At 73.0% G+C, this 23,624-nt stretch carries 18 protein-coding genes and 1 pseudogene; 14 read left to right on the top strand and 5 right to left on the bottom strand.

The window, feature by feature from the left end; all coding sequences use genetic code 11:
• The first annotated feature begins 85 nt into the window (after window positions 1-85).
• Together thrS and IG74_RS0106665 are read left to right on the top strand one after the other, a co-directional pair.
• Window positions 86-1,372 (top strand): threonine--tRNA ligase, encoded by a 1,287-nt coding sequence (thrS, locus tag IG74_RS0106660; RefSeq protein ID WP_078868628.1) that lies wholly within the window; start codon window positions 86-88, stop codon window positions 1,370-1,372.
• Window positions 1,373-1,490: 118 nt separating this feature from the next.
• Entirely contained in the window at window positions 1,491-2,801 is a 1,311-nt protein-coding gene (locus tag IG74_RS0106665; protein WP_030671141.1) for a cytochrome P450, read from the top strand.
• Between the two features lie 10 nt (window positions 2,802-2,811).
• On the opposite strand, the gene IG74_RS0106670 is transcribed toward IG74_RS0106665, so the two are convergent.
• From IG74_RS0106670 to IG74_RS0106685, 4 genes are all read right to left on the bottom strand, one after another.
• A complete protein-coding gene (locus tag IG74_RS0106670; RefSeq protein WP_030671144.1) occupies window positions 2,812-3,789 on the bottom strand; it encodes an SMP-30/gluconolactonase/LRE family protein in 978 nt (325 codons plus the stop codon).
• Between the two features lie 52 nt (window positions 3,790-3,841).
• Window positions 3,842-5,059 (bottom strand): serine hydrolase domain-containing protein, encoded by a 1,218-nt coding sequence (locus IG74_RS0106675; RefSeq protein WP_030671147.1) that lies wholly within the window; start codon window positions 5,057-5,059, stop codon window positions 3,842-3,844.
• Between the two features lie 557 nt (window positions 5,060-5,616).
• Complete coding sequence (locus tag IG74_RS0106680; RefSeq protein WP_030671149.1) at window positions 5,617-6,063, bottom strand: NUDIX hydrolase; 447 nt, start codon at window positions 6,061-6,063, stop codon at window positions 5,617-5,619.
• A 49-nt stretch (window positions 6,064-6,112) separates the two neighbouring features.
• Window positions 6,113-6,871: a DeoR/GlpR family DNA-binding transcription regulator gene (locus IG74_RS0106685; protein WP_030671152.1), complete on the bottom strand. Its 759-nt coding sequence runs from the start codon at window positions 6,869-6,871 to the stop codon at window positions 6,113-6,115.
• A gap of 49 nt (window positions 6,872-6,920) precedes the next feature.
• On the opposite strand from IG74_RS0106685, the gene IG74_RS0106690 reads away from it, so the two are divergent.
• From IG74_RS0106690 to IG74_RS53260, 3 genes and pseudogenes are all read left to right on the top strand, one after another.
• Window positions 6,921-7,304 carry a hypothetical protein gene (locus IG74_RS0106690; RefSeq protein ID WP_030671155.1) on the top strand — a complete coding sequence of 128 codons (384 nt, stop codon included), beginning with the start codon at window positions 6,921-6,923 and terminating at the stop codon, window positions 7,302-7,304.
• Window positions 7,301-7,999 (top strand): NUDIX domain-containing protein, encoded by a 699-nt coding sequence (locus IG74_RS0106695; RefSeq protein WP_037824600.1) that lies wholly within the window; start codon window positions 7,301-7,303, stop codon window positions 7,997-7,999. Before IG74_RS0106690 ends, IG74_RS0106695 begins: the two co-directional genes overlap by 4 nt.
• Window positions 7,998-8,301, top strand: a pseudogene (locus IG74_RS53260) (hypothetical protein); the annotation flags it as partial. The gene IG74_RS0106695 and the pseudogene IG74_RS53260, both read left to right, overlap by 2 nt.
• Before the next feature lie 14 nt (window positions 8,302-8,315).
• Here the strand turns inward: IG74_RS53260 and IG74_RS0106700 are convergent.
• Window positions 8,316-9,017 carry an SDR family oxidoreductase gene (locus tag IG74_RS0106700; protein WP_030671160.1) on the bottom strand — a complete coding sequence of 234 codons (702 nt, stop codon included), beginning with the start codon at window positions 9,015-9,017 and terminating at the stop codon, window positions 8,316-8,318.
• Between the two features lie 434 nt (window positions 9,018-9,451).
• Between IG74_RS0106700 and IG74_RS0106705 the strand changes: the two genes are divergently transcribed.
• From IG74_RS0106705 to IG74_RS0106745, 9 genes are read left to right on the top strand one after another with little or no spacing between them, the layout of a single operon-like run.
• Entirely contained in the window at window positions 9,452-10,744 is a 1,293-nt protein-coding gene (locus tag IG74_RS0106705) for an MFS transporter (RefSeq protein WP_030671163.1), read from the top strand.
• 47 nt (window positions 10,745-10,791) lie between these two features.
• Window positions 10,792-12,615, top strand: a complete 1,824-nt coding sequence (locus tag IG74_RS0106710) for a non-ribosomal peptide synthetase (RefSeq protein WP_078868629.1) — start codon at window positions 10,792-10,794, stop codon at window positions 12,613-12,615.
• Entirely contained in the window at window positions 12,608-13,369 is a 762-nt protein-coding gene (locus IG74_RS0106715) for a hypothetical protein (protein ID WP_078868630.1), read from the top strand. Before IG74_RS0106710 ends, IG74_RS0106715 begins: the two co-directional genes overlap by 8 nt.
• A complete protein-coding gene (locus tag IG74_RS0106720; RefSeq protein ID WP_078868631.1) occupies window positions 13,366-15,177 on the top strand; it encodes a non-ribosomal peptide synthetase in 1,812 nt (603 codons plus the stop codon). Before IG74_RS0106715 ends, IG74_RS0106720 begins: the two co-directional genes overlap by 4 nt.
• Window positions 15,174-16,466: a cytochrome P450 gene (locus IG74_RS0106725; RefSeq protein WP_030671173.1), complete on the top strand. Its 1,293-nt coding sequence runs from the start codon at window positions 15,174-15,176 to the stop codon at window positions 16,464-16,466. The genes IG74_RS0106720 and IG74_RS0106725 overlap by 4 nt, the downstream gene beginning before the upstream one ends.
• Window positions 16,463-17,263, top strand: coding sequence for a thioesterase II family protein (locus IG74_RS0106730; RefSeq protein WP_051854635.1), 801 nt, complete (start codon window positions 16,463-16,465; stop codon window positions 17,261-17,263). The genes IG74_RS0106725 and IG74_RS0106730 overlap by 4 nt, the downstream gene beginning before the upstream one ends.
• A gap of 29 nt (window positions 17,264-17,292) precedes the next feature.
• Window positions 17,293-18,507, top strand: a complete 1,215-nt coding sequence (locus IG74_RS0106735) for a cytochrome P450 family protein (RefSeq protein ID WP_234334244.1) — start codon at window positions 17,293-17,295, stop codon at window positions 18,505-18,507.
• A gap of 47 nt (window positions 18,508-18,554) precedes the next feature.
• A complete protein-coding gene (locus tag IG74_RS0106740; protein ID WP_030671177.1) occupies window positions 18,555-20,363 on the top strand; it encodes a non-ribosomal peptide synthetase in 1,809 nt (602 codons plus the stop codon).
• Window positions 20,360-23,581 (top strand): non-ribosomal peptide synthetase, encoded by a 3,222-nt coding sequence (locus IG74_RS0106745; protein ID WP_051854636.1) that lies wholly within the window; start codon window positions 20,360-20,362, stop codon window positions 23,579-23,581. Before IG74_RS0106740 ends, IG74_RS0106745 begins: the two co-directional genes overlap by 4 nt.
• The last annotated feature ends 43 nt before the right edge of the window (window positions 23,582-23,624 follow it).

Consider the following 23,624-nt stretch of genomic DNA (forward strand, 5'->3'; position numbering starts at 1 on the left):
CCCGCATGAAGCGCGCCGCTGACCTGACGACGACGCCGGAGAGTGTCCCGGCGCGCTGACAGACGTCCTGATCCGAAGCCCCGGGGTGAGTGCCCCGGGGCTTCGTCCTGTGGTCGCCCGCCCTCCCGTCCGCGAGGAGACCGCCATGCCCGACCACCGCAGACTCGGCCGCGAGCTCGGCCTGTTCGACACCGACCCGCTCATCGGCGCGGGACTTCCGTACTGGCTGCCCGACGGCGCGGTCCTCCGGCACACCTTGGAGGAGTACATCCGCGACGCCGAACGGCGCGCGGGCTACCGGCACGTGTACTCACCCGTGCTCGGCAAACGCGAGCTGTACGAGATCTCCGGGCACTGGGCGCACTACAGCGACGACATGTTCCCGCCGATGGACCTCGGCGGCGAGCAGGTCGTGCTCCGGCCGAGCCTGTGCCCGCACCACGCGGTGATCTACCGGTCCCGCTCCCACAGCTACCGCGAACTGCCGCTGCGGATGGCGGAGCTCGGCGGCATGTACCGCTCGGAGCTCTCCGGTGTGCTCGGCGGACTGACCCGGGTGCGCGCCATCCAGCTCAACGACGCGCACATCTTCTGCACCCTCGACCAGGTCGCGGAGGAGGCGCACGCGGCCCTGGACATGATCCGCCGGGCGTACGAGGCGCTCGGGATCACCCCGACCCGCTTCCGCCTCTCCCTCCCCGGCGCCGGAGGCAAGTACGTGGCCGCCCCCGAGAAGTGGGAGCGCGCCACCGCCCTGCTGACCGACGTGCTCGACCGCTCGGGGCTGTCCTACGAAGCGGTCGAGGGGGAAGCCGCGTTCTACGGCCCCAAGATCGACGTCCAGGTCACCGACAGCGCGGGACGCGAGTCCACCCTGTCCACCGTGCAGGTCGACTTCCACCAGCCCGAGCAGTTCGACCTGCACTACATCGGCCCGGACGGCGCCAAGCACCGACCGGTCATGGTCCACCGCAGCATCATCGGCAGCGTGGAGCGGGCCGTCGCCCACCTCATCGAACAGCACGGCGGCGCGTTCCCCGCCTGGCTCGCCCCCACCCAGCTTGCGGTCCTGCCCCTCACCGGCGCCGAGTCGGCCAACGCCCGCGCGTTCGCCGGACGCTGCGCCGAACAGGGCCTGCGCGCCGAGGTCCTCGGCCCGGAGCAGGGCAGCCTCGGCGCCCGCGTCCGGCAGGCCAGGCTCGTTCCGTACCAAGCCGTCATCGGCCCCAAGGAATCCGCCGACGACCGGGTCGCCCTGCGGCTGCGCGACGGACGCCGCATCGACGCGCGGCCGGAGGACGACGTACTCGCCCGCGTCGGTGCGGTCGTCCGGGCGCGCGCCACCGACCTGTGGGACGAGGCGGGTTCATAGGGCCGGGCACGTGGCGGGTGCGCGGGGGCGGGCTGTCGCCCACCGCTCGCGCTCCCCTACAGTGCGTGAAGCCCGCACCCGCCGTGCCGACGTACAGCCGCTGAACAGGAGCAGCCACGTGGCCACCCACGCCCGCCCAGGACCGTCCCCGACCGGCCGCCGGATCCCCGAGCTCGAACCCGCCGTCGTCCGGGAGTGGCAGGCCGGGGGAGGGGAACTCGTCGACCTCTTCACCCGGGCGCGCGAACAGCTCGGCGGCGTCGCCGCGTTCCGGCTCGGCCCGCGCCCGACCGTCCTGGTCACCGAGCCCCAGGCCGTGCAGCACGTGCTCGCGCTCCACCCCGACCGGTACGTGAAGCGCTCGCACCGCGCCCGACTGCTGATCGGCGACGGCGTCCTGGCCGCGACGGGCGAGGCGTGGCAGCGGCAACGGCGGTTGCTGCAGAGCCAGTTCACCGGCCGGGGCATGCGCCGCTACGAAGCGCGGATCACCGAGGCCGCCCGGACCACCGCGGCCCGCTGGACCGAGTACGCCCGCACCGGGGAAGTCCTCGACGTGGGCGAGGAGATGCGCCGCTTCGCCCTGGACACCATCTGGCGCTCCCTGACCGGGCACCCCCTCGACCCCGGGACGGAGCGCGAACTGATGTCCGTGCCCGCCGTGGTGGCCGCACTGCCCAGCCTGCCCGCCGACACCGCCGCCGCCCAGGGGGCCGTCGCCGCGGACCTCGCCCGCATCGACGCCGTGGCGAGCCGTGCCATCGCCGCCGCCCGCGACGACGAGCCCGGGCCCGCGGGGCCGGGCCTGCTGCACGTCCTCGTCGAAGTGGCCGGAACGCGCCCGGAGTACACCGACCGACTGATCCGCGACGAGCTCGTCACCCTCCTCGTCGCAGGCCACGAGACCACCGCCACCACTCTGACCTGGCTCTACCTCCTCCTGGACCGCAATCCGGAAGCGCGGGAGCAGGCCCTCGCCGCGGGCGCGGCGGGCTCTCCCGAGCGGCGCGAGGCCGTCCAGGCACTCGTCCACGAGACGCTGCGCTTCTACCCGTCCGCCTGGATCCTGCCGCGCTGCGCGACGGAGGACGACGTCGTCGCCGGGTACGAGGTGGAGGCCGACACCGACATCCTGGTCTGCCCCTACCTCACACACCGGGACCCCGGGCTCTGGGAGGACCCCGAGCGGTTCGACCCGGGGCGCTTCACCACCCCCGGACGACGCCCCACCCACCCGGGGAGCTACTACCCCTTCGGCCTCGGCGGCCGGGCCTGTCTGGGCCTGCAGTTCGCCCTCCGGGAGTCGACCGCGCTCCTCGAACACCTGCTGCCCGCCCACACCCCGCGCTTCCACTCGGTCCCCGATAGGGCCGCCTACAGCATCACCGTCCGCCCCGACGGCCCGACCCCGGCGTCGCTGACCGGGTGAGTCCCGTCGGCTAGCGCACTTGGCGCACCGCCACCGCGTTGTACTTGGTCGTCGGTGTGGGTTCGTCGGTGAAGCGGGAGTTGGGCAGGTAGAGGCGGTTGCCGTACGCGGCGACGGTGGTGGGGATGCGGAAGCGGGGGTCGGTGATCCGCGCGATCGCCCGGCCGCGCAGACCCGAGGCGTCCAGGTGGAACACGTCCACGGCGTTCTGGATCTGCTGGACGACGTAGAGCGTACGGCCGAGGAGGAGGGCGCCGTCGCCGTCGGGGAGCTTGCTGCCACCGAGGTCGACGCGGCGGGCGTCGCCGCTGCGCACGTCGACGCGGTAGAGACTGCCGCCGTGCGCGTGGACGTTGATGACGAGCAGCCCGCGGCCGTCCGGCGTGCGCTCCAGGCCGTTGGTGGTGAAGCCCCCGGCCGGAGCCTGGATCCACTCGCCCGACAGCGGCAGCGTCACCACGTCCCGGGCGGGAGGCAACTCGCCCTTGGGCCCCAGCGGCAGACCGTACAGCTGCTGCTGGGTGGAGTCGGTGAACCAGGCGGCCCGGGGCGTGAGGACGACGTCGTTGACGAGAACGGTGGGTTTGCCGACGTCGTACGCGGCGAGGACGCGGCCGCTGCGCCCGTCGACGACGCGCAGCTCGCGCGAACCGCCGCCGGCGATGAACAGCCGGCCGCGCCGGTCGCTCTTGAGGCCGATGCTCATCGCGTCGGTCCCGGTCTCGATTCTCTCGCCGCGCCCGGTGGCGAGGTTCGCGCGGTAGAGGGACCCGCCGCCCAGCGAGCCGAACCAGGCGTACGGACCGGGCCCGATGGCGATGCCCTCGGGCCTGAAGCCGTCCGGAAGCGGGAACTCCGTGGGCCAGGGGGCCCCTGCGGGTGCGGCGTCGGCCGCCGTCGTGAGCGGCCCGAGCGCGGCGAGCGCGCCCAGGGCCGCGCCGGCGCCGAGAACCCTTCGGCGTGAGGTACCGGAGACGTGATCTGCCATGGCGTACGTCCTTCCGCGGTGGGGTCGGCCGGCCGTGGTGCGGCCGACGGGCTTACGGAACCACAGCGGACGCCGCCGTGGTCGGAGAAGGCGGGGCGGTACCGCAGAATTCCGCCAGGAGCAGATGTCCGGCGGCGTCGGTGTCTCCCGCCCAGTCGGTGTTGAAGTTGGCCACCAGGCGGTGCCGGCCGTCCCGGGTGGTGTAGGCCAGGCTCTGCGAGCCGGGCATGAAGCCGGTGTGGCCCCAGATCACCTTGCCGCAGGGCAGCTCGGCGCGGAAGATCCCCAGGCCGTCGTCCTGGCCGTCGCCGAAGTCGGGGGAGGGGACGGTGGTCGTCATCTCCTTGAGCTGCGCCGCCGGGAGCAGCTCTCCGCGCATCAGGGCCGCGAGGAAGCGGTCGAGGTCGCCGGTGCTGGTGATGACTTCCCCGGCGGACCAGCCCCAGGAGGGGTTGAACTCCGTGATGTCGTGGACCTCGTGCTCGGGGTCGTCGGCGAACTTCGTGTACATCCGCCCGCTCGGCGCGGGAATCCTGGAGTGCGTGCCCGGCAGGGTGGTGGCGTGCAGACCGAGCGGCCTGAAGATCCGCCGCTCGGCCTCGGCCGCGTAGGAGCGGCCCGTGGCCCGTTCGACGACCATCGCCGCGAGGACGTACTCGGTGGTGGTGTAGCCCCAGCTCGTCCCGGGTGCGAACGTCGGCTCGTGCTTCATGGCGAGCGCCACGAGCTGCTCGGGCCGCCAGGTGTCGTAGCGGTGGGCCAGATACTCCTTGCCCTGGAGGTGCAGGTCCGGGTCCTCGGTGTAGTCGTAGACGCCGCTGGTGTGGTTGAGGAGCTGCCGGAGGCTGATCCTGCGGCCGTCGTGCCCGTGGCCGCGGACCACGCCGGGCAGCCACTTCTCCACGGGGTCGGACAGGCTCAGCCTGCCCTCCGCCTCCAGTTGGAGGAGGACCGTCGCGATGAACGTCTTGGAGATGCTGCCCGTCCGGAACCGGTCGCCCGGCAGCGGTGGGCGGCGCGTGGTGAGGTCGGCGACCCCGGCGGTGCCGTGCCAGGTCCCGCGCGCGTCGTGCGCCTGCGCCAGGACGCCGGGCACGCCGCCCGCGACGGCGGCGTCCACGGCGGCCCGGGTCTGTACGTGCCCTGGGTCCGGCGCGTCGGGTGCCGCCGCCCCCGCGGAGGGGGCGGCGAGCCCGCTCGCCGTGACCATCGACGCCACCGCCACGGCGGCCAGTGTGATCCGTGCTGTGCGTCCCGTGCGTCTCACCATGGGAACCTCCCTCTCACCAGGAAGACTCATGCTGCCCGGACGGGGGTTGGCACATCGGTACGGTGCGCGCGGAGCAACCCGACCGGGTGGAGGCCGACCGGCGCACCGTGAGGGGGGCGCACACGCCGGGCACGGGCGCTGCGCCCGTGCCCGGCGTGTGCCCGGCGGATCAGACGGCTTCAGCGGACGGTCACCGCTTCTCCACCGCGCCGACCTTCACCTGCGGGATGCCGGCCCCGGCGTAGCGCGGGAGTTCCACTTGCGGTTGTGCTCGGCGAAGCCTTGCTGATCGTCGAAGGGCCCCACACGTAACGCCAGCTCGCGCGCTCGGCATCCGTCCGGACGGCCGTCCGCTCCGGTCCGGCGGCCGGCGAGTCCTGCGCACCGGTCGGCGAAGCGGCCGACACCGGCACCGCGGCGAGGCCGCCGAGAAGTGCCGTGGTGGCCGCGCCGATCGTCGTGTACGCATACGTCCCCCATCAGTCGTGCTCGGGGGACAAGGGAGAGTTCCGCTCAGCGGACCGCGCGGGCGCCTAGGAAGCGGACCGCGCGGGCGCCTACGAAGACGAGGGGGCCGTCGCCCCGTCCACCAGCCGCAGCGCGTCCGCGGCCGCCGGTGACAGCATGGAGACGTGCAGGTCGGACAGGGGCATCCAGCGCGCGGCGTCGGTCGACCCGTCGACCTCCGTGACCGTCGTGGCCCCCGGCTTCAGGGTGACGGCGTAGAAGATCCCCACGAGGTGCCAGTCGATGCCGTGGCGCCGCACGGCGTACGAGCGGGCGTCCAGCAGCCTGGCGTCGAGGAGTTCACGCCCGGTCTCCTCAAGCAGCTCCCGCGCGAGCCCCTGCACGGGCTGCTCACCCGGGTCGATCCCGCCGCCGGGCAGGTGCCAGAGCCCCGGGGCGAAGACAGGTGACGCGTCGGACAGGCGGGCCAGCAGCATCCGCCCGTCCTCCACCACGACGGCGTAGGCCGAAACCCGGTTCTGCGTAGGAGTGTTCATGATTCCCATTCTGCCTTCCTGTCTTCCTGCGTTCGTTCGGCCCGTAGTCTCAGCTCGCGGCCAGGACCTCCACGCCGAGTGCCTTCAGCTGCTCGACGACCGCGCCGCGGGGATCGGCGTCGGTGATCAGTCCGCTGACCTCCTCCCAGGGCAGGACGCGGAACCGTGAGGCCGTGCCGATCTTCTCGGACGAGGCGAGGACGTAGGTGTCGGCGGCCCGTGCGGCCAGGGCGCGTTTCATCGCTGCCTCCTCGACGTCTCCGGTGGTCAGCCCCGACTCCGGATGCACACCGGTGACGCCGAGCAGACAGAGGTCGGCGGAGACGTTCTGCGCCGCCTCGACCGCGGTGGCACCACACGTGACCGCCGAGTGCTTGAAGACGCGGCCCCCGAGCAGGAAGAGCTCCACCTGCGGATGGTCGAGCAGGGCTCCGGCGATCGTCGGGCTGTGGGTGATCACGGTGCAGGCGAGGTCCTGCGGCAGCGCGCGGGCGACGGCGAGGGCGGTGGTTCCCCCGTCGAGGATCAGCGCGCCACCCGGCCGCACGAGGCCGGCCGCCACCGCGGCGACCTTGCGCTTGCCGTCCGGGGCCACGGTCTGCCGCGCGGCGTAGTCCACCACCGCGGGCGACACGGGCAGGGCGCCCCCGTAGACCCGCTGGCACAGCCCATCGGCGGCCAGATCGCGCAGGTCGCGCCGCACGCTGTCCTCAGAGATCCCGAGTTCGGCGGCGACGTCCTTGGCGACGATCTTGCGCTCGCGGGCGAGCAGACCGAGGAGGTGGTCGCGTCGTTCAGCAGCCAGCATGCACTCTCTCTCCTGTTCTTGCACGTTTCTGCGTGTACTGTAGCGCGCCATGACCGACAAGCCGATGCTCATCCTCATCGCCGGGCCCTACCGCTCCGGCACGGACGGCGACCCGCAGGCCATGGCCGCGAACCTCACCCGCCTCGAAGCGGCGGCGTGGCCGGTCTTCGCCGCCGGTCACCTCCCGGTGATCGGGGAGTGGGTGGCCCTGCCCGTCCTGCGCTCGGCTGGCGCGGGCCCTACCGACCCCCTCGCCGACCAGGTGCTCTACCCGACCGCCGAGCGCCTGCTCGCCCACTGCGACGCCGCGCTCCGGCTCCCCGGCGACTCGGCCGGAGCCGACCAGGACGTCGCCACCGCCCACCGGCGCGGCCTGCCCGTTTACCACGACGTGGCCGAGATCCCCCGTCGCACTCCGCAGGAGGCCGCGTGAATCCCCGCCCCGGCGTCGACGTCCCCGACCACCGCGGGCGCACCGGCCTCGACCGGGCCGGACGCGACCTGGACCGCAACCCCGACGTCGTGATCCGCGACGTGGAGCTCACCTCCCAGGGCTGGCACGTCCTGCGCCGCACCACCTACGACTACCGGCGCCGCGACGGACGCTGGGTCACCCAGCAGCGCGAGACGTACGACCGCGGCAACGGCGCGGTCGTCCTGCCGTACGACACGGAGCGCGGACGGGTGCTGCTCACCCGTCAGTTCCGCTACCCGGCCTACGTCAACGGCCACCCGGACGGCATGCTCGTCGAGGCCGCGGCCGGGCTGCTCGACGGCGACGACCCGTCCTCCGCCGTCCGGCGCGAGAGCGCCGAGGAACTCGGCGTCACGCTCGGCCCGCTCACCCGCGTCCTCGACGCCTATATGAGCCCCGGCTCGGTCACCGAGCGCCTGTACTTCTACGCCGCCCCCTACACCCCGGCCGACCGCACCGGCACCGGTGGCGGACTCGAGGAGGACGGCGAGGACATCGAAGTCCTCGAACTGCCCTTCGCCGACGCCCTCGCCATGGTCCGCGACGGACGCATCACCGACGGCAAGACGATCCTGCTCCTGCAGTGGGCCGCCCTGGACGGACCCTTCGCTCCGCTCGCTCCGCGAACGGGCACCGGCCCGGACACGAGCTGACCCCGAGCGCGACGCCAGGCTCGACCGCATCGAAGCACGTCCCGGACCGATTCCCCGACCGGGTCTTCGCGTTCGACGAGTTCGGTCCGCTCGCCATCCGCCCCGCCGCCGGCTCGTCCTGGCCCCCTGCCGGTTACCCCGAACGGCATCCTGCCACCTGCCACCGCAACCACACCGTCCGGACCCGGGCCCTGCACGCCTACCTGCGATGGCGCAACGCCGACGCCCGTCACCCCGACGTGCTCGCCGCCCAGCGGAAGGAGCGTGCTCGCATCCGCAGCGAGAAGGGCCTGCACTGGGGACACGGCATGTGTGCTCAGAAGTTGGGCAACACCTTGATCAACTCGACGTTGACGCCCACCGGTTTGGCCACCGCCCAACTCACACAGTCGGCGACGTCGTCGGCGCTCAACGGTTGGATCTCCCCGTATGCCTCTTCGGCCTTCTTCTCGTCGCCGCCGAATCGCACGAGGTTGAACTCGGTGCGCACCAAGCCGGGGGCGATCTCGATCACTTGGACGGGCGTTCCCTGCATCTCCTTGCGCAGGGTGTCGGCGACCGCCACCTGACCGTACTTCGCCGACGCGTAGCCCGCGGCGCCGGGATAGGTCTGGTACCCGGTCAGTGAGGTGATCACCACGATCCTCGCGTCACCGCTCGCCCGCAGCGCGGGCAGCAGCTTCTGCGTGACGCGGATCGTGCCCAGGACATTGATCTCGTACATGCGCAGACAGGCCTCCGGGTCGAGGTCCGCGATCCGGTCCACTCCCAGGGAGCATCCCGCGTTGTTCACGAGGACCTTGCACTCGGACACCGACTCGGCCAGCTCCGCGACCGACTGGGCGTCGGTGACGTCCAGCCGGATCGCCCGCCCTCCGATCTCCTTCGCCAGGGCTTCGAGCCTGTCGAAGCGACGCGCCGCGACGACGACGTCGAATCCGTCGGAGGCCAGACGGCGGGCGGAAGCAAGCCCGATCCCGCTACTGGCACCGGTCACCACAGCTATGGGTTTCGCCATGCCCGCAGATCTTGCCTCACGCGTGCGGTGGTGACCACCCTCCAGATCATCGGTTTGGCCGCCGGTGAAGCGTGAGTTGACCCAGGGCGGGCTGAACGGCTGCCGGCTCGGCCGCCGATCCGCGCCCGTGGTGTGGGGGCGGACGCCAGGTGTGTGCGGTCCGCGTGCCCCGTGGTGTGCTCTTCGGCCATCGCTATCGCCGTGTAGCGCAGCTCACACAGCGGCAACCCTGTGTCCCACTGCTGCTACGAACAGGGATGTTTTTGGTTGACGTCCGTCGTCGACGATACGTAGGCTCCGGTCGTTCAAGCCAAAAGTTGTCCGCTACACGGCCGTTCGGGCCACAAGTTGTCCGCCACACGAAAGGCTTTCGTGTCAGTGCGAGCAGTCACCCCACAGGGTTCCTTTCCCATAGCGGCCAGGACCGGCCATTGATGGGGTCTCGAGAACGGTTCGCGGTATTTCGGGACCGTGATTTCTCCGTCTTCTTCGTCGGCTATGTCACGTCCAACCTCGGTACGTCGATGGCATCCGTGGCGCTGGCCTTCGCGGTCCTGCACAACGACGGATCACCCACCGACCTGAGTCTGGTCCTCGCCGCGCGCATCGTGCCGATGGTGCTGTTGCTCCTCGGCGGCGGGGTGCTCGGCGACCGGCTGCCGCGGCGCCTGGTGATGCTGGTGGCCGACTCCGTGCGCGCCCTCAGCCAGGGTGCCCTGGCCGTGCTGTTGCTGATCGGGCCCGTGCCCCTGTGGGTGGTGCTCACCCTCGCCGCCTGCGGTGGGGTCGGTGAGGCCCTGTTCCGTCCCTCGTTCGACGGTCTGGTGCCGCAGCTCGCCCCGAAGGACCGGCTGCCGGAGGCCAACTCCCTGCTCGGGATGGCCCAGTCGGCCGCGAGCGTGGGCGGTCCTGCGCTCGCGGGCGTCCTGGTCGCGGTCACCTCGGCGGCCACGGTTCTGCTGGTGGACGCGCTGAGCTATGTGGTGAGCGTCGGCGCCCTGCTCATGCTGCGGGCCGGCAACCGGGCGCCCGACTCCGGCGGCAGCTCCATGGTGGCCGAACTGCGGGCCGGATGGCGGGCCTTCTCGGCCCACACATGGCTGTGGACCGTCACCCTCCAGTTCACTCTGTTCAACCTGCTGGTGTGGGCGCCCTACTTGGTCCTCGGCCCCGTCTCGGCGGGCCGCAGCTACGGTGGGTCCGAGGCCTGGGGGCTGATCGTCGGCACCTTCGGCGGCGGCTCGCTGCTCGGCGGTCTGCTGCTGCTCGGCCGACGGCCCTCGCGCCCGCTGGTCGTGACCACACTGATCACGTTCCTGTGGGCGGCTCCCTCAGCGGCCCTCGCCGTCCGCGCGCCGCTGTGGACGGTGTGCGCCGCGGCCCTCGCGGCCGGCGTGTCGAGCGCGGTGTTCAACAGCCTCTGGATGACGACGATCCAGCAGCACGTGCCCGCGGACAGCCTGTCCCGGGTGATGTCGTACGTGACCTTCGGGGCCTATTCGGTCGGGCCGGTCGGGCTCGCCCTCGCCGGTCCACTGGCGGAACAGACCAGCATCGGCCTGATCCTGGCCATCGGCGTCGGCTGGCAGGTCCTTGCTAATTCCGTGGTGCTCATGCTGCCGGCCGTACGCAATCTGCACGCGCCGAATGCGGATCAGAACGAGAGCGCCGCGGAGAACTCCGCGGAATCCGCCGAGTCCAGTACATCTGACGTACCGGCGACCTGACCCACCCCTTCTTCTCCTTTCCGCCACAGTTCCCGAAACGGGGGTTCATGGTGACTGTGCAGCGTTCGCATGCCCTTGCCCAAAAAGAGCCGACAGTATGGGACCTGATATCTGAGACACGGGTGCGCCGTCCCGACGCGGTGGCCCTCACCGACGGAATGCGCCATTTCACTTATGCGGAATTGGTGGCGATCGCTGCCCGGGTCGCGCACGTCCTGCGCGGCAAGGGGATCGGGCCGGGAGACACCGTGGCCCTGTGCTCCGTGCGGTCCACGGAGCAGGTCCTCGCACTGGTCGGCACCCTCGCCTCCGGAGCCGCCGTGGCGCCCTTCGACGTGCGCCAGGCCGCCACGGCCGTACGCGAGAACGTGACGCGGCTCGCGCCCGCCGTCGTCCTCGTCGACGCCGACGGGGCGGAGCTCTTCCCCGACGCGCTGCGCCTGGACGGCCTGCTGGCCATCGACGGGGCCGCGGATGTGGCGCTGCCGCCCGGTCCGGATCTGACGGACCTCGCGTATGTGCTGCACACCTCCGGCTCCTCGGGGCGGCCCAAACCGGTGCAGGTGCCGCACAGCGCCGTGCAGAACCGTTTCCTGTGGGGGCAGACCCGTTACCCCATCGGCCCTGACGACACCGTCGTCCACTGGGGATCCCTGGTCTTCGACTGCTCGTTCTGGGTGGTGCTCGCGCCCCTGTGCTTCGGTGCCACCCTGCTCGTGGCCCCCGACGGCCTCGAGGCCGAACCCGAGGAACTCGCGGCGCTGTTCGACCGCCACCGGGTCACCGTGATGCACTCCGTGCCCTCCCTGCTGCGCGAGTTCACCTCCGAGGGCGGAGCCGCGGCCCTGGCCTCGCTGCGCTATCTGCTGATCGCGGGCGAGCGGCTGCCCGGCGATCTGATCCGGCAGGTCCTGGACCTGACGGGTGCCCGGATCTTCAACCAGTACGGCCCCACCGAGACGTGCATCGACGTCCTCACCCACGAGATCGCCCCCGGGGACGAGGCACTGGACGCCATGCCCATCGGCCGCCCCCTCGACGGGGTGCACGCCGTGGTCGCCGACGAGGCCGGTGCCCCGGTCCCGGCCGGTACCGCCGGTGAGCTGCTGATCGGCGGAACCAGCGTGGCCTGGGGGTATGCGGGGCGCGCCGCCGCGACCGCCGAGCGCTTCGTGCCCGACCCGTACGGAGCCCCCGGCGGTCGGCTCTACCGGACCGGTGACCTGGTGCGCGAACGGCCCGACGGAGCACTGGAGTTCCTCGGCCGCGTGGATCACCAGGTCAAGATCCGCGGGGTCCGCGTGGAGCCCTCCGACGTCGAACACGCCCTGCTGCTGCATCCCGACGTCAGCCAGGCGGCCGTGGTCGCGGTGGAGGACCCCGAACACGAGGGCATCCGCCTCGCCGCACACCTGGTGACGGGCGAGAAGACGCCCGACGACGCCGACCTGCGCGACTTCCTCGCCCAGCGCCTGGTCTCCGCCGCCCTCCCCGAAAGCTACCGGCGGCACCCGACCCTGCCCCGGCTGACCAGCGGAAAGATCGACCGCCTCGCACTGGCCCGGCAGGCCGCACACCACCCGCGAGGCGCGTCCGACGAGCCGCCGTACGAGGCCCCGCGCACCGAGACCGAGCAGACCATCGCCCGGATGTGGCAGGACCTGCTCCGGGTCGAACGCGTGGGACGTGACTCCGACTTCCTCACCCTCGGCGGACAGTCGCTCCTGGCCATGCGGCTGATCGCCCGCGTCCGGGCCGGATTCCGCGTGCGGCTGCCCGCCCGCGCGGTCTTCCGCGCCTCGACCCTGGCGCGCTTCGCCGCCGTCGTGGACGAGGCCGTCGCCCAACGGGAAGGCGCCGGTGTTGGCTGAGCGACACGAACTCCGGATCCCGGCCCGCTACAACGGACCGCCCGACTCCGGGCACGGCGGATACGTCTCCGGCCGGTTCGCCGCCCTAGCGGCCCCCCACCAGGGCGCCACCGTCACCGTGACCCTGACCGAGCCCACCCCGCTGGCCGAGCCGCTGACCTTCACCCCCGGCCCGCGCCGGTCCACGGTCACACACGGCACCCGGCTGATCGCCACGGTGGCGTCCGGCCGCGCCCCCGTCGATCCACCGCCCTCCGTGGACCCGGCCACCGCGCGAGCTGCCGCGGCCCGCTTCGCGGGGCACGCGGGCCACCCGTTCCCCACCTGCTTCGCGTGCGGGCACAGCCGCCCCGCCCGGGACGGCCTCGCTCTGGCCCCGGGGCCGGTGGACGGCGTGCCGGACACCGTGGCCACCCCCTGGACTCCCGCAGCCGAGGGGATCGCCGACGGCTTCCCCGTCCCGGACGCGCTCGTGTGGAGCGCGCTCGACTGCCCCGGCGGCTGGGCCGACGACCCGCTGGCCCGCCCCCGTCTCCTGAGCCGGATGACGGCCGTCGTGCGGCGCGCGCCGCGAGCCGGTGAGCCGTGCGTGGTGGTGGCCAGGCGCGGTGCCGTCAGCGGGCGGCTGCTGCGGGTCGACAGCGCCCTGTACGACGCCACGGAGCAGCTCCTGGCGAGCGCGACCGCCACCTGGACCGCGCTCGTCGACTCCGGCACCCACGTCTCGAACTCGCCAGGAAAGGACACGGCATGAACCAGCACCAGGGCTCCGTGATCCGGGACGACAGCCGGGCCACCGTGCACGGCCAGTTCACGGCTCAGGCCCGTGCGACCCCGCAGGCCCCGGCCCTCAGTTGCGACGGCACCGTCCTGACGTACGCGCAGGTGGACGCCGCGGCCGACGCGGTGGCTGCCCAGCTGCGCGATCTCGGCGCCGGGCGGGGCCGTCCGGTGGGCGTCCGCGTCGAACGCTCACCGCACCTGGTCATCGCCCTGCTCGCGGTGCTGAAGACCGGCGGATTCTACGTGGCGCTGAACCCGGGCGAGCCCGCCGTACGGTCGGCCTCGCTGCTGCGCGACTGCGGCGCCGGACTGCTGCTCACCCATCCAGAGGTGCCCGCCGAGCTGCTCGCCGAGGCCAAGCCGGTGTACCTGGACTCCCTCGACCCCGCAGATGTGCCGGCCGGCACCGCCCCCGCGGCCGCCCCGCCGGGCGGCGACCAGGACGCGGCCTACCTCGCCTACACCTCCGGCACCACCGGCGAGCCCAAAGGCGTGCTGGTGCCGCACGGTGCGGTACTGCGCCTGGTCCAGGACAGCGACGTGCTGCCGGTCGGGCCAGGCGACGTGGTGCTCCACCTGGCACCGGCCGCGTTCGACGCCTCGACGCTGGAGCTGTGGGCGCCCCTGCTGAACGGCGCGCGCCTCGCGGTGTTCCCGGCCGGTGAGGTGACCGCGGAACGGCTCGCCGAGGTCGTCGAGGCGGAAGGGGTCACCGCGATGTGGCTCACCGCCGGCCTGTTCCACCTGGTCGCGGAGCGGCCCGACCCGCGCCTCGCGGGAGTGCGCAGACTGCTCGCGGGCGGCGACGTCCTCTCGCCCCGGCACGTCGACGCGATGCTCACGGCCCACCCCGGACTGACGCTGGTGAACGGCTACGGCCCGACGGAGAACACCACGTTCACGTGCTGCCACGCCATGACAGAACCGGTCTCCGCCCCGCAGGTGCCCATCGGGCGCCCGATCCCCGGCACCCAGGCACATCTGCTCGACGAGCGGCTGCGCCCCGTGGCCGACGGAACCGTGGGGGAGCTGTACGCGGGCGGCAGGGGCGTCGCCCACGGCTACTGGGGCCTTCCGGCGGCCACCGCCGAGCGGTTCGTCCCCGACCCGTTCTCGGGTACGCCGGGCGCCCGTCTGTACCGCACCGGCGACCTGGCCCTGCGGCGGCCGGACGGGGTCCTGGAATTCCACGGGCGCGTGGACGACCAGGTGAAGATCCGCGGATTCAGAGTGGAACCCGGCGAGGTGGAGGCGGCGCTGCGCGAGCTGCCCGGCGTCGGGGACGGCGCGGTCGTCGCCCGCACCGGGCCCACCGGAGAGCGCGCTCTGGTCGCGTATGTGACGGGCAAGCAGGAGCAGCCGCTGCACCTTCCCGGCCTGCGGCGCGCCCTGGCCGAGCAGCTGCCCGCCCATCTGGTGCCCGGCTCCTTCGTCCAGTTGGACAGCCTGCCGCTGGGCAGCACCGGCAAGGTCGACCGGCGCGCCCTTGCGGCACGCGGGGAACGCGCCCGGCCCGAGACCGACGTGCCGCTGCGCCTGCCCGAGAACGAACTGGAGCAGTGGCTCGCGCAGCTCTGGTGCGACCTCCTTGGGATCGACCAGGTCGGTGTGGACGACGACTTCTTCGAAGTGGGCGGACACTCGCTCGTCGCCGCCGCGATCACTGGGGAGATCGGCCAGGTCCAGGGGGTGTTCGTCACCGCCCGGTCCTTCTACGAGAACCCCACGGTCGCCGAACTCGCCGAGGTGATCGCTGAGTTGAGGGAGAGCGTCCGATGAGGATCGGCAGCCCCGCGGCGACTGCGGACATCGCGCTCGACACCATCGACCTCGCGGACCCCGAGCTGTACGCCTCGGGCGACCCGCACACCCTGTGGCACGCGCTGCGCGAGCGGGAGCCGGTCCACCGCCAGACCTTGCCCGACGGCCGCTCCTTCTGGTCGGTGACCTCCTATCGCGACGTCAACGACGTGCTGCGCGACCACACCCGGTACACCTCACAGCGCGGCACGCTGCTGTCCATCCTGGGCTCCTTTGACCCGGCCGGCGGCCTGATGATGGCGGCCAGCGACCCGCCCGTGCACACCGCGCTGCGCGAGCCGATGGGCAAGGCGCTGTCGGCCCGCGCCCTCGCGCACTGGGAGCCACGCATCCGCGAGGTGGTGCTGCGGCTGCTCGCGCCGCTCGCCGAAGGACCGCTGGACCTGGCGCAGGCCGCCACGGCCTTCCCGATGGCCTTCACCGGGGCGCTGATGGGCCTGCCCGAGGAGGACTGGGCCCGGCTCGCCCACCTGACCACGATGGCCGTCGCCCCCGAGGACCCGGCGTTCGAGGCGGGCGGGGGACACACGACGCTGCTCTCCGCCCACCACGAGCTGTTCGAGTACTTCGCCCAGCGGGTGCGCGCGGTCTCCGCCGCGCCCGGCGACGACCTCACCGGATTCCTGCTCCGGATGAAGCCCGACGGTCGCCCGCTGCGCCAGGACGAGCTGGTGTACAACTGCTACAGCCTGCTCCTGGGCGCGAACGTCACCACGCCGCACGCCCTGGCGGCGACCGTGCTCGCCCTCATGGAGCACCCTGATCAGTACCGTCGCCTCCTGGCCGAACCGGCCCTGGTGACCAGCGCCGTGGAGGAGGGGCTGCGCTGGTCCTCGCCGGCCAACCACTTCATGCGGTACGCCGTCAAGGACACCGAGCAGAACGGTGTGCGGATCGCTCGCGGCGACGCCGTGGTCGCCTGGCTGGGCTCGGCGAACCGGGACGCCTCTGTCTTCCCCGACCCGTACCGCTTCGCCGTCGACCGCAGTCCGAACCGGCACGTGGCCTTCGGCTTCGGACCGCACTACTGCATCGGCGCGCCGCTGGCCCGCATCGCGCTGCGCGTGATGTTCCAGGAGATCGTCCGGCTCGTGGCCGAGTTCCGGCCCGCGGGGCCGGTCCGCCATCTGAAGTCCAACTTCGTGGCGGGCATCAGCTCCCTCCCCGTGACCGCCGTCCTGCATGACGGCGCGGCCGAAGTCATGGCCGCCCACACGCCCTTGCCGCGCCCGGAGGCCGCCGCATGACCTCGCAGACACCACAGACACCGCAGAAGCCGCAGAGACCGCCGAAGAAGAAGCGATGGCTGCTGCGCACCCCGGCGGCGGACGCCCCCGCCCGGCTGTTCTGCTTCCCGTACTCGGGGACCGGCGCGTCGATGTACAACAAGTGGCCGGACCGGGTAGGAGCGGCCGAGGTGTGCCGCATCCAGTTGCCGGGTCGCGAGAACCGGGTGCGGGAGGAGCACTTCGGCACCTACGAGGCGCTTGCCGCCGACCTGGCGCCGGCCCTGCTGCCCCACCTCGACCGGCCGTTCGGCTTCTTCGGCCACTGCGGCGGCGCCCTCGCGGCCTTCGCGACGGCGCACCGCCTTGCCGAGCTCGGCATGCCCGTCCCCGACGTGCTCTTCATGTCCTCCCAGGTGGCCCCGCACCAGGGCCCCTACGGCCGCTACCTCACGATGGACGAGACGGGGCTGCGCGGCGAACTGGAGCGCCTCACCCGGGTCATGGGCTCGGAGCCGGTGCCGGACCTGATCGACCTGGGCCTGGGCGTCATGAACGCGGACCTCGCGGCGAACCGCGCCTACCGCACCCCCGAGCCGGTCGTGCTGCCCACGCGCATCCGCCCCCTCGGCTGGCGCGACGACCAGGAGGTCGCACCGGAGCGCATGACCGGCTGGGAGGAGTGCGCCCCCGCGGGGCGGTGCGCGCGCACGGTGCTGCCGGGAGACCACCACGCCTTCCTGCGCGCCCCCGACCCGCTGGTCGACGTGCTCGCCGCGGACCTGGCCGACGCGGTCGCCGCGAGGGCGGCCCAGTGAACACCGAGCCGACCGGAAGAGAGGAACCCGTGGCATCCGACCCCTATGTGTCCGGCTCGCTCAAGGAGACCGGCGACCCCGACCCTTACGCCAACTACGCCTGGCTGCGTGAGCACGCGCCCGTCAGCGAGGTCTACACCCCCCACCGCGAGGGCACCACCTGGCTGGTCACCACCTACGACCTCGCCCGCGCCTGCCTGACCGACCCGCGCCTGAGCAACGACGACCGCAACTCGGCGGGCGCGCCGGGTGCCTTCGGCAGCGGTGCGTGGGATCCCGCACGCGGACTGCTCGACCTGGACCGGCCCGAACACGCCCGGCTGCGGCGGCTGGTGGCGGGCGCGTTCAGCGCGGGCGCCGTCGAGCGGATGCGGGACATGATGGTCCGCATCACCGATGAGGCCCTCGACACCATGGCGGGCCTGGAGAGCTGCGACCTCGTCGAGCACTTCTCGCTGCCGGTGCCGGTGGCGATCATCCACGAGGTGCTCGGGATCCCGCCGGAGCAGCGCGAGTCCCCGGCGCACTGCCTCGACCTCTTCTACCACACGGGCCTGACCGACCCGCTGGACGTGGACAAGCTGGGCGAACTCCTTGAGTACACGGCCAAACTGGCCGCGTACAAGCGCACCCATCCCGGGCCCGATGTCGGCACCCACCTGGTCCGGGGCCTGGAGACGGGCGAGCTGCGCGACGACAACGAACTCGCGGCGATGATCCTGTCGGTGCTCGGCGCCGGACACGTGACGACCGTTCAGTTCCTGGGCACGGCGGTCTACCGGCTGCTGCAGCACCCGGACCAACTGGCGGCGATCCGCGAGGGAAGCATCACCTGGCAGTCGGCCGTGAACGAACTGCTGCGCTACGACGCCGCGGTCCAGTCCACGGTGTACCGCTACGCCAAGGAGGACCTGGACCTCGGCGGGGTGCGCATCGGCAAGGGGGACGCGCTCCTGGTGTCGCTCGCCGCGGCCAACCGTGATCCGGCCCGGTTCCCCGACCCGGACACCTTCCGCGCCGACCGCGGCGGCTCGGGCCACCTCGGCTTCGGCCACGGCGCCCACCTGTGCCTGGGCGCCCATCTCGCCCGCCTGGAGGGCGAGATCGCCCTCGACATCCTCTTCCGCCGCCTGGACGGGATCGAACTGGCCGTGCCCTTCGACGAGGTGGTGTGGACGTACGGGCCCATGCTCCGTGGACCGCGTGCGCTGCCGGTGCTGCTGCCCACCCCCGCGGCTCGCTGAGCCCGCGACGCCCCCGACAACAACGACACGAAGATCTGGAGTGCGCCATGGCACAAGAGCAGCAGGCGGCCCCGAGCCGGTCGGCCCGCACGGTCCTGGAGGGCTTCGACGTCTGGGCCGCCAAGGCCCCCGACGAGCCCGCCGTGATCTCGGACGGCACCGCGTTGAGCTACCGGCAACTGGACGAGGAGGCCGAGGCCCTCGCCCGTGACCTGCGGGCGCTGGGGTGCGGGCCCGAGACCGTGGTCGGGCTGTGCGTCACACGCGGCACCGGCCTGGCCGTCGCGGTCCTGGGCGTGGTCAAGGCGGGCGCGGCGTACCTGCCGCTGGACCCCGCCCACCCCGCGGCGAGGTCCCGGACGGTCCTTGCCGACGCCGGGGCGCGCCTCGTGGTGACGGACCGGTCGGTGTCGGCCGGTCTGGACGCCGAAGGCTGGGGCGGGACGCCGGTGTACGAGCTGGACGGTGAGCGCCCGGCGCCGACCGTCACGGACCCGGGCACCGGCCCCGCCGGTGAGGCCGACCAGTTGCTGTACGTCATCTACACCTCGGGCTCCACCGGACGGCCCAAGGGCATCGCCATGCAGAGCGGGCCGCAGATCACGCTGCTCGACTGGTGCCGCGAGCACTACGCCGAGCGCCCGGTCGCCCTGCAGTACTTCCCCGTGACCGCCGACGTGGCCTTCCTCGAGCTCATGTCCACGTGGTGGCTCGGCGGCTGCGCGGTGGTCGCCACCGAGCCGGAGCGCTACGACGTCGAGGCCCTGGCCGGCCTGATCGCCCGGCACGCCGTGAGCAAGGTCCTGCTGCCGGTGGTCGCGCTCGACGAGCTCGCGCGGCACAGCAGGAGCGCACCCGACCAGGTGGCCACCCTCCGTGAGCTGATCACCACCGGTGACCGGCAGACGATCACCCCGGCCATCCGTGACCTGTGCGACCAGCACCCCGAGATGTTCCTGGACAACCACTACGGTTCCACCGAGGTCAACGTGGTCACCGCGCCGCGCCTGACGGCACCGGCCGCCGAGTGGCCCGACCACCCGCTGACGGGACGACCCATGTCCGGCGCGCGGATCTACGTGCTCGACGCGAACCTCTCGCCCGTACCGCCGAACGTCCAGGGCGAGATCTACGTGGGCGGCGGACCCCCCGCCCGCGGCTACGCGGGGCGCCCGGGCCTGACGGCCGCCGCGTTCCTGCCCGACCCCTACGCGGCGGAGCCCGGCGCGCGCATGTACCGCACCGGTGACCTGGGCCGGTGGCGGCCCGGGGGAGTCCTGGAGTACCTGGGCCGGGTCGACTTCCAGCTCAAGCTGCACGGCTACCGCATCGAGCCGGGTGAGATCGAGTCACTGCTGCGCGAGCGCGCGGACGTGGAGCGGGCCGCCGTACTGCGGATCGGCGAGGGCCAGGACGCCTACCTGGCGGCGTATCTGATCGCCGACGGCGAACCGCCGGCCCCGAGCGAGCTTCGCGAGTACCTCGGCCTTCGGCTGCCCGGGCCCATGGTGCCCAGCACTTACGTCTTCCTGCCGGAGTTCCCGCTCACCGATACCGGCAAGGTGGACCGTAAGGCGCTGCCGCTGCCGGACGGCGGCGGGGCGCAGTGGGTCGCACCGCGCGACGAGACCGAGCGGGCGGCCGCGGAGGTGCTCGCCCAGGTCCTCGGCCGGGACCGGATCGGCGTCACCGACGACTTCTTCCGCATGGGCGGGCACTCGCTGCTGGTCACCCAGGTGGTGCACCGGCTGCGCGCCGCGCTCGGGGTGCAGCTCCCGATGCGGGCGGTCTTCGAAGGGCCGACCGCCGCGGCACTGGCCAAGGAAGCGCGTCGGCTGCGCGAGGAGCGCGGATGACCGAGGGGACGGCGGCGGGGGAGTCGGCCGGTCGGCCCGAGCTGTCCTTCGCTCAGGAGCGGCTGTGGTTCCTCGACCAGCTCTCGCCGGGGGAGTCCGGCTATCTCACACCGTTCAGCCGCCGCCTTGATGGCCCGGTGGACGCGGACCTGTTGGAGCGCGCGCTGCGGGCGGTCGCGGAGCGCCATCCGGTGCTGCGGTCACGGATCGACGCCGGCTCGGGGACACCGGTTCCCGTGGTCGAGGCGGCCGCGACGCTCCGCCTGGAGCGCGTCGACCTGAGCGGTGCGCCGGACCCGGAGCGCGCCGCCGAGGCCGCCGTGGCGACGATGCTGAACACGCCCATGGACCTGACGGCGGCGCCGTGGCTGCGGGCCGCGCTGTTCACGCTGGGCGAGGGCAGCACCCTCTTCCACGTCCAGGTGCACCACATCGCCTTCGACGGGATCTCCCGGGGCCTGTTCGAGCGGGACCTTTCGGCGCAGTACCGGGCCCTGGCGGGGGGCCGCCCGGCACTGGAGCTCCCGCCGGGGCAGGACTACGCCACCCATGCGGCCCGGCAGCGGGCGGCGCTCGGACCCGCCGAGCGCGAGGAGTTGCTCGCCGAGTGGCGCACCGCCCTGGACGGCGCGCCGCACGTGCTCGAGCTGCCCTCGGACCGCCCGCGCCCGGCCAGGCCGGGCCCGCGGGCGGGGCGGGTGGACTTCGTGATCCCCGAAGAGGTGACCGCCGCCCTGTACCGCGTCGCGCAAGCGCACCGGACCACCCTGTTCTGTGTCGGCCTGGCCGCCTACCAGCATCTTCTGGGCCGGTACGCGGATGCCCGGGACGTGCTGGTGGGGGTGCCGTTCGCGGGCCGCGAGGACCCGGAGGCGGAGCAGGTCATCGGGTTCTTCACGCACTCCGTGCCGCTGCGCGGGGAGTTGGCCGGGTCACCGTCGCTCGACGCACTGACCCGGCAGGCGCGGGACCGGGTGCTTGAGGCGATGGACCTCCAGGAACTGCCTCTGGAGCAGCTCGTGGACGGGCTCGGCGTGACCCGCGAGGCCAACCGCAATCCGCTGTTCCAGCACTGGTTCGACCTGGCGGACCCGCAGTGGGACCGGCCCGCGCTGATCCTGCCCGGCGTTCGGGTCCGGCCGGTCCCGGTCACCGAGACCACCACCCGCTTCGACACCGAACTGCATCTGCGTCCCGCGGGGGCGGGTCTGGCGGGACGGCTCCTGTACTCGGCGGAGCTGTTCGACGAGGAGACGGCCGCGGGCCTTGCCGGACACTATGCCGCGCTGCTCGCCGCGGCGGCCGCGGAGCCGGGGCGGCCCCTCGACTCGATCCCGCTCACCGGGGCGGCCGAGCGCGCGCGACTGCTCGACCTGGGCACCGGGCCCGCCGTGCGGCGCGGCCCGGCGACGGTGGACGCGTACGTGGAGCGCACGGTGGCCCGCGTTCCGGACGAGGTGGCCGTCCGCTCCGGCGAACGGCGGCTGACCTACCGTCAGCTCGACGAGCGGTCCCGGCGGATCGCCCGGGCGCTGCGGGAGCACGGGGCCGGGCCCGAGCGGGTGGTCGCGGTCTGTCTGCCGCGCGGGCCCGAGCTGGTCTGCGCCCTGCTGGGCGTCGTGCGGTCGGGGGCGGCCTACGTGCCGGTGGAGCCGGAGCTTCCGGCCGAGCGGATCGCGTACCTGCTGCGCGACTCCGGCGCGATGGCGGTGCTCGGGGACGCCGGGGCCGAGAGCCTCACCGAGGTGACCGGGCACCCCCTGGTGCGCGTAGACCACTTCGTGGACGGCGACGGCCCGCACGGCGGGGCGGCGCTGTCGGCGACCGGGCACGGGGCACAGGACCTGCCGACGGCGCTGGATCCCGACCGCCTGCTGTACGTCGTCTACACCTCCGGCTCGACCGGGCTGCCCAAGGGTGTCGGTGTCACCCACCGCAACTTCACCCGGCTCCTCGACTGGCATCTCGACCGCTACCCCGTGGCGTCGGGAGCGGCCACGGCGCAGACGGCCGGAGTCTCCTTCGACGCCGCGGCCTGGGAGATCTGGCCGGCCCTGGCGGGCGGTTCGCGCCTCGAGGTGTGCTCGGCGGACGAGGTGCGCACCCCGTCGCGCCTGCTCGCGCGCCTGGAGGAGGCGGGCGTGGGGTCGGCTTTCGTGCCCACCGCGTTGGCGGAACTGCTGATCCGCGAGCCGCTCGGGCAGCGGACCGCGCTGCGACGGCTGCTGACCGGCGGGGATGTGTTCCGGCCGCGTGCCGAGGACGCGCCGGGGGTCGATGTGGTCAACCACTACGGCCCGACGGAGAACACCGTCGTCGCCACCGCCACCGACGAGCTCACCCGTCCCTGGCCGGGCCGCTCCATCGGTCGGCCGATCGCCGGAGTACGGGCCTATGTGCTCGATGACCGGCTGCACCTGGTGCCCCGTGGAGTGCGCGGCGAGCTGTGGCTCGGCGGGGCCCTGGTGTCGCGCGGCTACCTGGGGCGGCCCGGCCTCACCGCCGAGCGGTTCGTCCCGGATCCGTTCGCCGCGGAGCCGGGGGCGCGCATGTACCGCACCGGGGACCTGGTGCGGTGGTCGGCCGACGGCTCCCTTGAGTTCCGGGGCCGGGCGGACGGCCAGTTGAAGATCAGCGGTTACCGGGTGGAACCGGCCGAGGTCGAGGTGGTGCTGCTGCGCTGCCCGGGGGTGCGGGAGGCGGTCGTGACCGCGGCCACGGGCCCCGACGGAGCCCCGGTGCTCGCGGCCCACCTGGTGTGCGACGCTCCCGGCCCGAGCGACGCGGAGCTGCGCTCCCAGCTGCGCCGCCAGGTGCCCTCGTACCTGGTGCCGTCGGTCTTCGTCCGGCTCGACGCGCTGCCGCTGACCGTCACGGGCAAGGTCGACCGCCGTGCGCTGCCGACGCCCTCGGAGGGGGCCCGCGCGGCGGTGGCCCCGCGGACCCCGGCCGAGTCGGCGGTGCACGCCCTGTGGCTGGAGGTGCTGCCCGGGCGCGCGCCCGGGGTCGAGGACGACTTCTTCGCCGCAGGCGGCACCTCGCTGTCAGCGGCCCGGCTTTCGGTACGAGTCCGGGAGGTCTTCGCGATCGACTTCCCGGTACGTGCGGTATTCGATTTCCGTACCGTCACCGAGCAGTGCGCTGCCATCGAAGAACTCGTACTCGAATCTATTTCCACCATGTCCGAGAGTGAAATAGCCGAAGCGCTGAATCACTGACGCGCCCACCGAAAGATACCGCCGCGACCTGATGGTCGCGGCG

The sequence above is a fragment of the Streptomyces sp. NRRL B-1347 genome (genome assembly GCF_000720325.1).
Taxonomy (GTDB): Bacteria; Actinomycetota; Actinomycetes; order Streptomycetales; family Streptomycetaceae; genus Streptomyces.

What these genes read in the sequence shown, in the direction of transcription:
- IG74_RS0106675 (WP_030671147.1), bottom strand. Translation starts at nt 5,059, where the DNA reads ATGGTGAGACGCACGGGACGCACAGCACGGATCACACTGGCCGCCGTG.
- IG74_RS0106710 (WP_078868629.1), top strand. Translation starts at nt 10,792, where the DNA reads ATGGTGACTGTGCAGCGTTCGCATGCCCTTGCCCAAAAAGAGCCGACA.
- IG74_RS0106745 (WP_051854636.1), top strand. Translation starts at nt 20,360, where the DNA reads ATGACCGAGGGGACGGCGGCGGGGGAGTCGGCCGGTCGGCCCGAGCTG.
- IG74_RS0106740 (WP_030671177.1), top strand. Translation starts at nt 18,555, where the DNA reads ATGGCACAAGAGCAGCAGGCGGCCCCGAGCCGGTCGGCCCGCACGGTC.
- IG74_RS0106720 (WP_078868631.1), top strand. Translation starts at nt 13,366, where the DNA reads ATGAACCAGCACCAGGGCTCCGTGATCCGGGACGACAGCCGGGCCACC.
- IG74_RS0106680 (WP_030671149.1), bottom strand. Translation starts at nt 6,063, where the DNA reads ATGAACACTCCTACGCAGAACCGGGTTTCGGCCTACGCCGTCGTGGTG.
- IG74_RS0106725 (WP_030671173.1), top strand. Translation starts at nt 15,174, where the DNA reads ATGAGGATCGGCAGCCCCGCGGCGACTGCGGACATCGCGCTCGACACC.
- IG74_RS0106730 (WP_051854635.1), top strand. Translation starts at nt 16,463, where the DNA reads ATGACCTCGCAGACACCACAGACACCGCAGAAGCCGCAGAGACCGCCG.
- IG74_RS0106705 (WP_030671163.1), top strand. Translation starts at nt 9,452, where the DNA reads ATGGGGTCTCGAGAACGGTTCGCGGTATTTCGGGACCGTGATTTCTCC.
- IG74_RS0106700 (WP_030671160.1), bottom strand. Translation starts at nt 9,017, where the DNA reads ATGGCGAAACCCATAGCTGTGGTGACCGGTGCCAGTAGCGGGATCGGG.
- IG74_RS0106690 (WP_030671155.1), top strand. Translation starts at nt 6,921, where the DNA reads ATGACCGACAAGCCGATGCTCATCCTCATCGCCGGGCCCTACCGCTCC.
- IG74_RS0106670 (WP_030671144.1), bottom strand. Translation starts at nt 3,789, where the DNA reads ATGGCAGATCACGTCTCCGGTACCTCACGCCGAAGGGTTCTCGGCGCC.
- IG74_RS0106685 (WP_030671152.1), bottom strand. Translation starts at nt 6,871, where the DNA reads ATGCTGGCTGCTGAACGACGCGACCACCTCCTCGGTCTGCTCGCCCGC.